This window comes from Colwellia sp. MB3u-45, assembly GCF_014077005.1.
Lineage (GTDB): Bacteria > Pseudomonadota > Gammaproteobacteria > Enterobacterales > Alteromonadaceae > Cognaticolwellia.
The window spans coordinates 19,059-32,572 of sequence record NZ_JACGVC010000035.1 but is presented as its reverse complement, the minus strand read 5'-3'; the positions used below and the strand labels follow the sequence as shown (position 1 = coordinate 32,572).

Annotated in this window: 11 protein-coding genes and 1 pseudogene; 2 read left to right on the top strand and 10 right to left on the bottom strand. The window is 39.1% G+C overall.

The window, feature by feature from the left end:
- The 4 genes from aceE to ampD all read right to left on the bottom strand — a co-directional run bounded on the left by aceE (window position 1) and on the right by ampD (window position 5,636).
- Complete coding sequence (aceE, locus tag H4J41_RS01780) at window positions 1-2,676, bottom strand: pyruvate dehydrogenase (acetyl-transferring), homodimeric type (RefSeq protein ID WP_182136459.1); 2,676 nt, start codon at window positions 2,674-2,676, stop codon at window positions 1-3.
- 149 nt (window positions 2,677-2,825) lie between these two features.
- The gene (gene pdhR / locus H4J41_RS01775; protein ID WP_182136565.1) at window positions 2,826-3,596 is read right to left on the bottom strand and encodes a pyruvate dehydrogenase complex transcriptional repressor PdhR; all 771 of its coding nucleotides are present in this window, start codon (window positions 3,594-3,596) and stop codon (window positions 2,826-2,828) included.
- A gap of 431 nt (window positions 3,597-4,027) precedes the next feature.
- Complete coding sequence (gene ampE, locus H4J41_RS01770) at window positions 4,028-4,909, bottom strand: beta-lactamase regulator AmpE (RefSeq protein ID WP_182136460.1); 882 nt, start codon at window positions 4,907-4,909, stop codon at window positions 4,028-4,030.
- A 133-nt stretch (window positions 4,910-5,042) separates the two neighbouring features.
- Entirely contained in the window at window positions 5,043-5,636 is a 594-nt protein-coding gene (gene ampD, locus H4J41_RS01765) for a 1,6-anhydro-N-acetylmuramyl-L-alanine amidase AmpD (RefSeq protein WP_220460942.1), read from the bottom strand.
- A 98-nt stretch (window positions 5,637-5,734) separates the two neighbouring features.
- On the opposite strand from ampD, the gene H4J41_RS01760 reads away from it, so the two are divergent.
- Together H4J41_RS01760 and nadC are read left to right on the top strand one after the other, a co-directional pair.
- Complete coding sequence (locus H4J41_RS01760) at window positions 5,735-6,256, top strand: TIGR02281 family clan AA aspartic protease (protein WP_182136461.1); 522 nt, start codon at window positions 5,735-5,737, stop codon at window positions 6,254-6,256.
- Complete coding sequence (nadC, locus tag H4J41_RS01755; protein WP_182136462.1) at window positions 6,257-7,144, top strand: carboxylating nicotinate-nucleotide diphosphorylase; 888 nt, start codon at window positions 6,257-6,259, stop codon at window positions 7,142-7,144.
- 155 nt (window positions 7,145-7,299) lie between these two features.
- Here nadC and H4J41_RS01750 read toward each other — a convergent pair whose 3' ends face one another.
- The 6 genes and pseudogenes from H4J41_RS01750 to H4J41_RS01730 form a co-directional block, all read right to left on the bottom strand.
- Entirely contained in the window at window positions 7,300-9,255 is a 1,956-nt protein-coding gene (locus H4J41_RS01750) for a nucleoside-diphosphate sugar epimerase/dehydratase (protein ID WP_182136463.1), read from the bottom strand.
- Between the two features lie 570 nt (window positions 9,256-9,825).
- Window positions 9,826-10,710, bottom strand: a complete 885-nt coding sequence (gene galU / locus H4J41_RS01745) for a UTP--glucose-1-phosphate uridylyltransferase GalU (RefSeq protein ID WP_220460947.1) — start codon at window positions 10,708-10,710, stop codon at window positions 9,826-9,828.
- Window positions 10,711-10,731: 21 nt separating this feature from the next.
- Window positions 10,732-10,884 (bottom strand): annotated as a pseudogene (locus H4J41_RS17530) (protein CapI); the annotation flags it as partial.
- Between the two features lie 18 nt (window positions 10,885-10,902).
- Window positions 10,903-11,469, bottom strand: coding sequence for a sugar transferase (locus H4J41_RS01740; protein WP_182136464.1), 567 nt, complete (start codon window positions 11,467-11,469; stop codon window positions 10,903-10,905).
- 29 nt (window positions 11,470-11,498) lie between these two features.
- Entirely contained in the window at window positions 11,499-12,395 is an 897-nt protein-coding gene (locus H4J41_RS01735) for an NAD-dependent epimerase/dehydratase family protein (protein ID WP_182136465.1), read from the bottom strand.
- Window positions 12,385-13,494: a glycosyltransferase family 4 protein gene (locus tag H4J41_RS01730; RefSeq protein ID WP_182136466.1), complete on the bottom strand. Its 1,110-nt coding sequence runs from the start codon at window positions 13,492-13,494 to the stop codon at window positions 12,385-12,387. The genes H4J41_RS01735 and H4J41_RS01730 overlap by 11 nt, the downstream gene beginning before the upstream one ends.
- Between the last annotated feature and the right edge of the window lie 20 nt (window positions 13,495-13,514).

Here is a 13,514-nt window from a genome sequence, read left to right as displayed (position 1 = left end):
TTACGCGTAAAGCGGGTTAAGTTTGTCAGCGTTAATATTAAAGCGTTTAATCGCTTCACTTACCACAGCGTGTTTAATATCACCACGGTTAGCCAATTCATAAAGTGCAGCAACAACAATGTAGTTTTGATCCACTTCAAAATGTTGACGCAAATTATCACGGCTGTCACTACGACCAAAACCGTCAGTACCTAGAACACGATACTCAGTATTGATATAAGCACGTACTTGATCAGAATAGTTTTTAACATAATCAGTTGCGGCAATCGCTGGGCCTTTATCGCTCGTAATTACCTTAGAAATATAGGCTGTTTGTTGCTTACTTTCTGGGTGTAACATATTCCAGCGCGTTACTGCTTGGCCTTCACGGGCTAATTCATTAAACGAAGTTACTGAATAAACATCACTTGATACACCATAGTCTGCTGACAAAATTTGTGCAGCTTGACGCACTTTTTGTAAAATAGTACCTGAGCCCATTAATTGCACATTCGCTTTAGCTTTTTTAGCTTCAACGCGTTCAAGTTGGTAAATACCTTTAATGATTTCATCTTCAACTGTTTTGTTTTCTGGCATCGCCGGATGTTGATAGTTTTCATTCATTAGCGTTAAGTAGAAGAAAATATTTTCATTTTCTTCATACATACGACGTAAACCTTCACGCACAATAACGGCAATTTCATAACCGTAAGTTGGATCGTAAGTCACACAGTTAGGAATTAAACCCGCTTGTACGTGTGAATGACCATCTTGATGTTGTAAACCTTCACCATTAAGCGTGGTTCTACCGGCAGTAGCACCTAATAAGAAACCGCGCGTTTGGCTATCAGCCGCGGCCCATGCTAAATCACCCACACGTTGGAAACCAAACATTGAGTAGTAAATGTAGAATGGAATAGTGGTCGCGTTACACGTTGAATAAGAAGTACCTGAAGCAACCCAAGACGCCATAGCACCTAGCTCGTTAATCCCTTCTTGTAACACTTGGCCTTTCTTGTCTTCACGGTAATAAGCGACTTGGTCAGCATCTTGTGGCACATATTTTTGACCTTCGCTAGCATAAATACCTACTTGGCGGAATAAACCTTCCATACCAAAAGTACGCGCTTCGTCAGGAATAATAGGCACAATACGCTTACCAATTTTCTTGTCTTTTAATAAGCTGTTAAGTACCCGAACAAAAGTCATGGTTGAAGATACTTCACGTTCACCTGAGCCTTTTAAAATCGGCTCAAATATTTTTAATGCTGGAATATCAAGTGACTCTTCGGCTTGCTGACGACGTGCAGGTAATGAACCGCCTAAGGCTTCTCGGCGTGCTTTCATGTACTGAAACTCTTCACTTTCTTCTGAGAACTTGAAGAAAGGTAAATCAGCAATATTTTCATCACTAACTGGAATATTGAAACGATCACGGTAATGCTTAAGCGAATCAAGGTCCATTTTCTTCACGTTATGAGCAATATTTAAGGCTTCACCTGAAGCACCTAAACCAAAACCTTTAACCGTTTTAGCTAAGATAACGGTTGGGCGACCCTTAGTGTTTTGGGCTTTTTTATAAGCCGCATAAACTTTCACTGGATCATGACCACCACGGTTTAAACGGTAAATATCTTCATCTGACATATTCGCCACTAGTGCAGCAGTTTCAGGGTATTTATTGAAGAAGTTCTCGCGGGTGTATTTACCCCCTTTGGCTTTACAGTTTTGGTATTCACCGTCAACGGTTTCACTCATTAACTGTAATAATTTACCTGAAGTGTCACGGGCAATTAACGCATCCCAGTAAGAACCCCAAATAACTTTTACCACTTCCCAGCCTGCGCCGCGAAATGTGCCTTCAAGCTCTTGAATAATTTTACCGTTACCACGAACAGGGCCATCTAAGCGCTGTAAGTTACAGTTGATAATAAAAGTTAAATTATCTAAACCTTCACGTGTTGCTAAACCAATAGCACCTAGTGATTCAGGCTCATCTGTTTCACCGTCACCTAGGAAACAATAAACCCGTTGGTCTGAACAGTCTTTAATACCACGGTCAGTTAAATATTTAAGAAAACGTGCGGTATAAATAGCTTGTAGTGGACCTAAGCCCATTGAAACCGTAGGAAACTGCCAAAAGTCTGGCATTAAATGCGGATGAGGATATGACGATAAGCCTTTGCCATCACATTCTTGGCGGAAATTATTCATTTGCTCTTCGGTTAATCGTCCTTCCATAAAAGCACGAGCATAAATACCTGGAGAGATATGACCTTGGGCAAAAATAAAGTCGCCACCATCTTTTTCAGAAGCGGCTTTAAAGAAATGGTTAAAGCCAACATCGTATAACATAGCAGAAGATGCAAAGCTGCCAATATGGCCACCTAGGTCTAAATCTTTTTTAGAGGCACGTAATACCAAAACTAACGCATTCCAACGAATAGCAGCACGAATACGTGCCTCTATGGTTTGGTCAGCCGGCATATGCGGCTCTAACCCTGGAGGAATGGTGTTTACATAAGCCGTCTTGGCGTCAAACGGTAAATGTGTACCGCTACGACGGGCTCTATCGATTAACTTTTCAAGTAGAAAATGAGCGCGTTCCGGCCCTTCGTTTTCTAACACAGACTCCATTGATTCTAACCATTCTTGGGTTTCCATTGAATCAATATCTAGATTTGGGAGCTCAGACATAATTACTTAGTCTCCAGTTGTTGTTTGTTAAGTAAATTTAGTGGTTTAAAGATAGCTGTTATTAAACAGATAACGTTAATTCGTAGTAATTTTTTATCACACCTATACCGTTCAAGTAATAAATCATGCACTTGGCAAGCATTCATTTTTTAATTGCTGACAGTTTTCGGTCGTTTCATTCTGCGTATTGAGCGTTCCATACGACTATTTTCCTGCGACATTTTTAATAGCACTTCTTCAATGAAGGCTAAATGGCGATGGCTAGCTCCCCAAGCAATTTGGGGCTTGCCACTGACAATCGCACTCATTAAACGTGTACGATAATCAGATATTTGGCTAAACACGTCAGGTCGCTTAGCCAATATAGTTAAATTCTTCTCAATGTTGTCAATCAACAATGGCGCCATACTCTGGGCTAAATGCAGAATAACCGCATTGTGGCTCGCGGCGCATATAGCAATGTAAAAACCAAAAACCGCTTCAGCTTCAAGCCGGTAATTGTCATCCAATTGCGCGGTGCCAATACTGTCATGTTTCCGCTGAATTTCTTCAAAGTCAGCTTGAGTACCACGCATAGCCGCATAATAGGCTGACATACCCTCAATACCATGGCGAAACTCTAATAAATCAAATTGTGATTCTTTATTGTTCGCCATTAGGGCAAATAGTGGGTCTGACAGTCCACTTAAAATCTTATCACTAACATAAGTGCCGCCACCTTGACGACGAGTGACTAAATTTTTTGCTTCTAACTTTTGCATGGCTTCACGTAACGAAGGACGCGAAACATCAAACTGCTTAGCCAGTTCTCGCTCTGCCGGTAATTTTTCGCCCGGCTTCACACTACCTTCTAGGATCATAGTCTCAAGCTGAGCCAAAATAATATCTGACAACTTAGCTTGCTTTACCGGCTTTTTAATACTCGGAATCGACATATAAAATCCTTTGTTATTGCACTATTAGGTATCTAAAGCCACTGGCTTTACTTCCAAATACCTTGGTCAATTGGTCTTACCAATTTGATAATTTCGAATATAATGTAACAAATGCCTTTAGCGTTGTAAACACTGTGGGTGATTTATAATCAATTACGCGACTTAAGTAGTTTCGTGATATCGGTGTAGCAGCGTGAATAAACGATTTCGATTTCACTTCGTGGAAATGAAAATTAAATGATAACAGGTAGTTTTATGTTCTAAGCGGTAAGTTTTAAGCTGTCAGCTTTCAGTAACAAGAGTTTAGCTATATGGGTAGACGATTAAACTTGGCTTTGGTTTTAAGCTGACAGCTGAGCACTGACAGCTTAAAACTTCTCTTTTTTCTCTTTTCTTTAATTTAGTTTAAGTTAAAACTAAGAAATAATACCGGTTAAGGTTAATACCGCTATTACCGCTAGAAATAGTAACAAGGTACGTTTGGCTAATTTTACTAATAAACAAGGCCCTGCAGTATAGTCATCCGCGTCAACCATAAAGTCTTCCGACATTTGAGCAACACTTATTAAGACTTGGCTTGGCGTTTTTTCAAATTCAAATAAGTTATCTATCCAAGCCGGCATGGCTTTTGAGAAATGGCCAACAAACATATAACCAAAAGCAACCAGCCTAACCGGCAGCCAATCAACCCAAAATAATAATTGTTGCGTTGCTTTATCACCTTCATCGCCGTCGTCAATAGCCCGCTCTTCGCTATCTTCATCCTCAACATCCACAGCAGAGTTTTGCGCGTTAACACTTTCATTTACCGTAGTTAATAGGCGATAAAACAATGCACCTGCCGCACCGAATAAAACGAAAAACAGCATAACCGCGATAAAGTAACGATAATTTAACCAAACCATTGTTTGGCCAAAGTCCATGTCAGCAATATTTTTATCTTGTTGTAGTTGCAAGTGATGCAACTCACAACTGGTTAATTCACCTTTAAAAGCTGATTGTAAATAGCTTTTATAAGCCTCGCGCGTTTTCATGCAACCAAAGCAAACAATCAATATTAAGGTGGAGGCAATTAAATACAGTAAAGCGTTATCCACTTGTGCCAATAGAAAATGACAACCTAGTACAGGAATAAAAATTACTGCATAACTTAACAGTGCAGAATGTCGATAATTAGCCAGCAACTTAGTTTGCTTAATTACCGCCATATATCGTTGGTACAAGGTATTAAACTGCCAAGCACTTGACGACAAGTAACGCTCAGCAGCTAGTGCAATTAACAAACTAATTAAGCTCATTTTTAATTATCCTATGTTTTTAAAAAAATCTTAGCTCTTCAGCTACGTTTTATTAGCTGTAAGTCTTAAGCTGTCAGCTATCAGTTATTCCCAACTCACAGTTGATGTTTGTTTTTACTGACAGCTGACAGCCTCAAACTGACCGCTTTTGTATTAATAATGCTCTAAAAATTGGCCAATCAAACGCCGCCCCAGGGTCTGTTTTACGGCCCGGCGCAATGTCACTATGACCAACAATGTTATTTTCTAAGCCGGCATAAGTACCGATTAAGCTCTGACTCACTCGGCTAAGCTGCTGATATTGTACTTCAGTATAAGGAATATCATCAGTCCCTTCTAGCTCAATACCAATTGAAAAGTCATTACACTTTTCTCGACCTTGATAACACGACAGGCCAGCGTGCCAAGCTTTATCGTTAAACGAAACATATTGCACAATATTACCGTCACGCTGAATAAGGCAATGCGCGGATACACGTAGGCGGTATATACTTTCAAAGTAAGGATCTATGCTTGGGTCTAAATTACCCAGAAAAAAATTCGTGATGTGGTCAGCGCCAAATTGCCCCGGTGGCAATGAAATATTGTGCACAACCAATAAACTCACGGTTTCATTTTCGGCTCTAGGCTCAAAGTGGCTCGACGGTTGAATTTCAACGCCACTAAGCCAACCTTTTTTAATGCTCAGTTCAGCGCTATTTTTTCGATCATTTGGCAAAGATGACATACAATAATTCACCGATTGTTTATCCTGATACTATTACATAGTAAAGTGGACAACAGAACAAGATATACCAAACAGATTAACCTAAGAGTTGGACATAAATGACTGAAAATGACACAACAGCAAATTTTGGCAAAGGTTTTGTCTGGATAGCTTGGGTGCTTGGCATCGCCTTATTAGTTTTTATTTTTCAAGACTTGTTAGACGGACAATATAATCCCAATCAAGACCCTAAGCTTTCAATGCAAGCCAATGGTAAAGCCGCCGTTACCTTAGAACAAAACCGCCAAGGGCATTATGTAACCAACGGGGCTATTAATGGCCGCCAGGTTACATTTTTACTGGATACTGGCGCAACACAAGTGTCAATTCCGGCCCATATTGCAGAAAATTTAGCCCTGCAAGCGCAAGGGCAACAACGTGTGCAAACCGCCAATGGCATTATTACCGTCTTTACCACGCAAATAAACGAGTTACGCATAGGTAATATTTATTTGTATGATATAGCAGCAAATATTAACCCCAGCATGGCGGCTGATGAAATTCTATTGGGCATGAGCGCGCTAAAAAGAGTAGAATTTAGCCAAACCGGAAAACAACTAATTTTACGAGAGCAGCTTTAAATGTTACCAGCCTCATTATTACACGACATCAGCAAAACCGTTACCTGGGCATTATGTGAAGACCTAGGCGTTAATACCTACCAAGAACTCGCCGCTAGCCGTGATATAACCGCCGAACTTATTCCCTTAGAAAACCAAGCGGTAGCTAACATTATTAGTCGCGATGCCTGTGTTATATGCGGCGTTGCTTGGGTAAATGAAGTGTTTAAACAACTTGATAACATTTACCACACCACCACCAAAATCACTTGGTTTGTTAACGATGGCGAAAGCATAAAAGCCAATACCACCTTATTTGAATTAACGGGTAATGCGCGTATTTTATTAACCGGTGAACGCACCGCCTTAAACTTTTTACAAAGCCTTTCAGGTACCGCAACCGTTACTAGCCGCTTTGTTAAACACTTGGCCGGCACCAGCACTAAGCTACTTGATACCCGTAAAACTTTACCCGGCCTGCGCAGCGCACAAAAATACGCGGTAACTTGCGGTGGTGGGGTCAATCATAGAATAGGCTTGTTTGATGCCTTTTTAATTAAAGAAAATCACATTGCCGCTTGTGGCGGTATTGAAAAAGCGATTAAAACCGCCCGCATCAACCATAGTGATAAAACAGTAGAAGTGGAAGTTGAGAGCATTGAAGAGCTAACGCAAGCATTAAATGCCGGTAGCGATATCATTATGTTAGATAACTTTAGCCCGCAGATGATTGAGCAAGCAGTGCAATTAACCGCAGAAATATCGGCCGGTAAAACCAAGTTAGAAGTGTCGGGTAATATGACACTGGCAACACTAACAGATTATGCAAAAACAGGCGTCGACTTTATCTCGGTTGGGGCATTAACCAAACACGTACAAGCGGTTGATCTGTCAATGCGCTTTTGTTGAAACGAAAAAAAACAAATCAAGTAAAGCTGTCAGCTTTCAGTTCAAAGCGGTCAGTTTAAAACTGAAGCCAAGTTAATCGCTAGCTAATACAGCTAAGCTCTAATGACTGATGGCTGATGGCTGATAGCTGATAGCTGATAGCTGCAAGTTGGTTTTTAGCTTTTCAAATTAACCACATTACTCAAACCCCTCTCTTCCACCAAATTTTCAGACCTAGCATTCCACACTAAATCACAAATACCATCGGTAGGGTTAAAGCCTGTAGGTGCCTCGAGTAATAGCTGGCGAATTTTTTCGTGCTCAAAATTATGACAAGCAATATCTAAGGCATCAATAAATACATTTAACTCTTTAAGCGGCAGCATAACTTCGTTGGCGGTCATTATACGCTCGTGCCGGGTTTGCGCTACGTTATTGCCTATTAGCAGTTCTTCATAAAGCTTTTCACCTGGACGAAGGCCGGTGCATTTTATTTCTATATCGCCATGCGGGTTATCTTCTGTTTTAATTTCCAGGCCCGACAACTTCACCATTTTAGTGGCTAGGTCTTTTATTTTTACCGAGTCGCCCATGTCGAGCACAAATACATCGCCACCTTTACCCATAGCCCCTGCTTGTATTACAAGTTGAGCGGCTTCAGGTATGGTCATAAAGTAACGAGTAATATCGGGGTGAGTTAATGTAATTGGGCCGCCTTGTTGTATTTGGCGACGAAATAATGGTACTACAGAGCCAGACGAGCCAAGCACATTGCCAAAACGCACCATACAAAAACGGGTGTTATGTTTGCTACCTTGCTCTTGCGCTAAGCCTTGCAGTACTAGCTCGGCCATGCGCTTTGTAGCCCCCATAACATTAGTGGGGCGTACGGCTTTATCGGTAGAGATCAGCACAAAGGTAGCTACTTTAGCGTTAACAGCAGCTTTTGCGGCATAATAGGTGCCAAAGACATTATTACGCACCCCTTCAACTACATTTTGCTCAACTAAGGGTACATGTTTATAGGCTGCGGTATGATAAACGGTTTGCACACCAAAGCTGAGCATAACAGTTTCGAGGCGGTTAACGCGCTGTACTGAGCCCATAATAGGAATTAACTCAATGGCTAGTGCTTGGCGAGTAATGTATTCAGCTAGTTCTTTTTCAATAGAGTAAAGCGCAATTTCACTACGCTCAAAAAGCACTAACTTTGTGGGTTTTATTTTAACTATTTGCCGACACAGTTCAGAGCCAATAGAACCCCCCGCACCGGTAACCATAACGATTTTATTGCTTATATTTGCGGTCATTAGTTCAGGTTTAGGCGTTACAGGGTCGCGCCCTAATAAGTCTTCAACACCAACATCTTTAAATTCAGAGAGCTTTGCTTTACCTTCAACCACATCAGCCATACTTGGAATGGACAGTACTTTAATGGTTAGGGACTCTAGCTGAGCCAATACCTGTTTACGCCTTGCACGTGTAGCACTCGGCATGGCTAGTAACACTTTAGTTGCTTTACGTTTTTTTATTAACTCATCTATGTTACTAAAAGCACATACAGGTATACCCTGTATTATTGAGCCATGTTTGTTTACATCGTCGTCAATAAACACACTGACAAAATATTCAGGGCCTGCATTTAACGCAGTAGCAAGCTGCATACCCGCAGAGCCCGCGCCATAAATAATCACTGACTCTTTATTACTGGTGGTCATTTTACCAATAAGTGCCCTGACTAATATGCGCGAACCGCCCACGGTTAACAAACACAACCAAGCAAAAATAAACGGCATAGTACGGGGTATGCCCACACCGATAAAAAAAGCTAATAACACCAGCACAACGGTTGTTATCGCTGTACCTAATACAATGGCCCAGAGTGCTTGCGAATTCATGTATCTAAGCACGGCACGGTATAAGCCCAATTTCATAAACACATATAAACTGATGGGTATTAATAAAGCCAACAACAGCCAGTTATCGGCACTTTTTAAAGGCTCAACACTATCAAGCCTAACAATAAGCGCTAACCAAAAAGCCATGGCGATAAAAAGCGAGTCGACACACAAAGTAATCACGCGCTTTTTTGCCCGTGATGCATTGATAATTAAGCGGATAAAATTATCCATTACAAGTTCCTCTTACTACTTAAGGTGCTAGGTTCAGGTTCTAGGTTCTACAAAATTTTGTCATCTATCCAGCTAATTAAAGCCCATTTGCCAAAGGAAATATAAATGGCAAACAGGGCAGGAAAACCACTACCTAAGGCTATAGCCCAAACCGATTGTATACTCATATCGTGCAGTACTGCACGATAAAGGCCAAACTTTACAAAAACGATTAAACTTAGCGGTAGAGCGCAGATAAAAACAATCCAATAATTTTATCAAATAAAGGCGTATAGCTATCAAGGCGCGTAAATAATGCCAGCCAAAAAGCACACAGTAAAAATACATAATCTATCAACAACAAAATGGCACGTTTGTGAGGGCGCGGCAAACTCAAAACAGACTGAATTAAAGACACTTAAATTTCATTTTTATAGCTAACTACACATTAAGTTTTTTATATGACTAAGTGGATGTGTATTATACATATAAAGGAGAAGGTGTTACATATTCATACAGTTTTATTACTTTGCTATTTCTATCAAAGCTCTTGGTTGTCATACCCTATAATACGCACTATATTTTAGATACTTATCCTATCAATTCAGACAAATAAGCCTTAAAATCATCGCCTAATTCTGCATGACGTAAGCCATACTCAACATTTGCCTTCATATAACCAAGCTTAGAACCACAATCGTGAGACTTACCTGTCATATGAAAAGCTTCAACGGTTTCAAGCTTCATTAGCATTGCAATAGCATCGGTCAATTGAATTTCATCACTGGCACCAGGTTGAGTAAACTCAAGTAAATCCCAAATTTTATTTGATAATACATAGCGTCCAACTACAGCTAAGTTTGAAGGCGCTTCATCAATAGGTGGTTTTTCAACAACAGCAGTCATTGCTTTCGATTCACCCGGTACTAATTCATAGCCAGCGCAATCAACTACGCCATAGCTACTTACTTTCTCCATAGGAACAGGCTCAACCATTATCTGACTATAGCTTCCTACTTCCTTATAACGGGTTAACATTGCCGCTAAGTTTTCCGTTTTTAAATCCGCTGTTGTATCATCTAAAATAACATCTGGCAGTACCACCACAAATGGTTCATTACCAATAATAGGCCGGGCTTTTAATACCGCATGCCCTAAACCTTTAGCCTCACCTTGACGCACATGTAATATAGTGACATCTTTAGGACAAATGGCTTGAATTTCATCTAATAATTGGCGTTTAACGCGATTTTCTAACGTTGTTTCTAATTCAAATGATTTATCAAAATGATTTTCAATGGCATTTTTAGAAGAATGCGTAACTAACACTATTTCTTTAATACCTGCCGCAACACATTCATTAACAATGTATTGGATCATAGGTTTATCAACAATAGGCAACATTTCTTTTGGGATGGCTTTTGTTGCGGGTAGCATACGCGTGCCTAAGCCTGCTACTGGGATTACTGCTTTCATTATTACAATGTCCTTTGTATTTTATATTTTATAAAAATCTTTATACCAAGCTACAAGTTCAGTAACACCTTCTTTAACAGATATCTTAGGCACATAATTTGTCGCCTTAAATAAGTCTTGGGTATCAGCATAAGTTTGATATACATCACCAGGTTGCATTTTACGAAAGTTCTGACCGCTTCACCCACCTAATTAATCTTTAGTAACTCTATCACCGCGACCAGCTCCGGTAACAGTTTGAAGTATATATTTGAAATAATCACTAATCGTCAAAGTAGAAATCATTTTTTCATCAGTCTGAGCAAGTAGTTCAGGTGTAGACATATCGATTTCATTCACCTGAGCTAAGCCGGTTATACCAGGGCGTACTTGATAAACACCACGAAATTCACGTTCAGTAATTAGCTCTTCTTGGTTAAACAAGTTAGGACGAGGACCAACTAAACTCATTTCTCCCTTAAGCACATTCCAAAGTTGAGGTAATTCATCTAACTTTGTCTTACGTAAGAAGTTACCGAACAGAGTAATTGATGAACTACTTGCGAGATGGCTAGCAACAGATGCAGTACCAACCGTCATAGTACGGAACTTAATAAGCTTGAATGGTTTTTTAAAACGTCCCACGCGTTCTTGAATAAAAATAGGAGAGCCAGTATCAAAGTAACCAATTACTGTTAAAACAAGTAAAAATGGAAAAGCAAATAACAGGCCTAAAAAGGCACATAGAAAGTCTAATAATCGAATAAGTAAAAGTGTCATGTTTATTTCTTAATAATATCAATGTAAATCTATGATTTTTTAAAAACGTCAATCATAGCTTGCTTTGGGTACCACGCTAATAATTTTTTAGCTTTAGAGTTATCAACTTCTAAGTTATCAAATAACTGAAGATATATTGATGAACGGCCTAAAACTTTAAATAATATTTTAAAAATAAAAGTAGGTACGGGGATTAAAAAAGAACTGATATTTTTCGCTTTCCAAATAGTCTTAATTAATGATTTAGTAGAAACCCTCTCATCATCCGCAATTAAAAACAACTCACCTGCAGCACTTGGGTGTGTCGTTGTCAAAGCAATAAAGTCGCACAAATTACTTACAGAAATAAAGCTCCGAGAATTATTCACGAGACCAAATGGCAAAGGGACACCTTTAGATATTAAATTATACAAACTTTTAAAGTTACCGGGCGCATTTTCACCATAAACTAAAGGAGGTCTAATAATCACAAGCTCAAAACCAAGACTTTTTGATAATTGAATTAGCTCAGTCTCTGCTTCGTATTTTGAAAGCGCATAATCTGCGTGTGGGTTAGCTAATGAAAGTTCATTAAATGGTTCGTTAACTGTATTATTCCCATTTACACCTATAGAACTAATAAAAACAAACCTTTTCAAACCTTTTGCGGCAACCTGCTTTGCTAAAGCAACTGTAGATTTAACATTAACCTTTCTGAATTCATCTAGATCATAGTTATTATGAGCTAGACCAGCTAAGTGGATAACTATATCAAAGTTATCAATTATCAATTCTTTGTCCAAAAAGTCTTCTAACGATGCTTGAATCTGATTTTTAAAGGGGGTTGTTCTAGACAAAAGAGTTATATTTTCATCATTAAACTTAGTCAGAAGTTCACGACCGATAAAGCCTGTTCCTCCTGTAATTAATATATGTCTATTTTTCATTAGAGCCTTTAAAAACATCCAAATATATATTTTCAGTTGAATCTATCATTTGTTGTACTTGGAATTCATTTTCGTATCTATCCCTTGCAGCTCGTCCAAAACGCTCTCTCATATCAGCATTTTTTATAATATTAGCTAGTGCTACAAGTAACTCATCACTACCGTTACGCGGTATTAAAAAGCCTTCCTTATCATCATCAATGGTTTCACTCACTCCACCTACATTTGATGCTATAATAGGCAGTCCATGGCTCATCCCCTCAAGTATGGTCAATGGTAGGCCTTCCCAGTTTGAAATTAGGATAAATACATCTGCTTTCGATAATAAATAATCCACATCATTTCTGGCCCCTAAAAAGGTGATTTTTTCATTTAACCCCATTCGTGCTGATTTTTCTTTTACCTTAGATAATAATGGGCCATCACCAACAAAAACCATTTCAAATGGGAGTTCTTTAATTTTATTTAATACTTCGATCAACATCAGCTGGTTTTTTTGTTGATCGAATCTAGCCACCATAATCAAGCGAACCTTATCCCCTGCCTTCTTTTCTATAATACTTTTCCGGTCCTTTACGCCATTTCTCACTGTTGATATTAAACTACTTTTACAGATAGAATTACTTAAAGCCAGTTTTCTATCAAATTCAGAAACTGTAATTATTTTATCTGAGTAATTAGCAATAAACCTTTCAATTAGTTTATAAGTTATTCTTCTTAAGGATGAGACTCCTTCAGTAAACGACCAACCATGCGCAGTAAATATACTAGGGCTATTCAATTGATGAGAGACAAGTCTCCCAATAATACCTGCTTTCGAAGAGTGAAGATGAATAAGGTCAGGCGCAAAAAGTAAAACTTCTTTTTTTAACTCGTAATAACATTTTACATCGTCCAAAAAATTAATTTTTCTTTTTAAATAAATTAAGCTCCTCACATCAACTCCAGAGGTAAGTAAACGGTCTAATAAAATACCATCGCCACCAATTAAAACCCTAACAGTGTGCCCTTTTAACTCCATCCCCATTACCAGATCGTGTAAGTGTACGCTAGCACCACCGATCACATCTGAACGTGTTATAACAAAAAGTAATTTCAAAAAAACCTCTAAATATTGAT

Coding starts and splice junctions, on each gene's coding strand:
- aceE (WP_182136459.1), bottom strand. CDS start 2,676: ATGTCTGAGCTCCCAAATCTAGATATTGATTCAATGGAAACCCAAGAA.
- ampE (WP_182136460.1), bottom strand. CDS start 4,909: ATGAGCTTAATTAGTTTGTTAATTGCACTAGCTGCTGAGCGTTACTTG.
- ampD (WP_220460942.1), bottom strand. CDS start 5,636: ATGTCATCTTTGCCAAATGATCGAAAAAATAGCGCTGAACTGAGCATT.
- H4J41_RS01760 (WP_182136461.1), top strand. CDS start 5,735: ATGACTGAAAATGACACAACAGCAAATTTTGGCAAAGGTTTTGTCTGG.
- nadC (WP_182136462.1), top strand. CDS start 6,257: ATGTTACCAGCCTCATTATTACACGACATCAGCAAAACCGTTACCTGG.
- H4J41_RS01750 (WP_182136463.1), bottom strand. CDS start 9,255: ATGGATAATTTTATCCGCTTAATTATCAATGCATCACGGGCAAAAAAG.
- galU (WP_220460947.1), bottom strand. CDS start 10,710: ATGAAAGCAGTAATCCCAGTAGCAGGCTTAGGCACGCGTATGCTACCC.
- H4J41_RS01740 (WP_182136464.1), bottom strand. CDS start 11,469: ATGACACTTTTACTTATTCGATTATTAGACTTTCTATGTGCCTTTTTA.
- H4J41_RS01735 (WP_182136465.1), bottom strand. CDS start 12,395: ATGAAAAATAGACATATATTAATTACAGGAGGAACAGGCTTTATCGGT.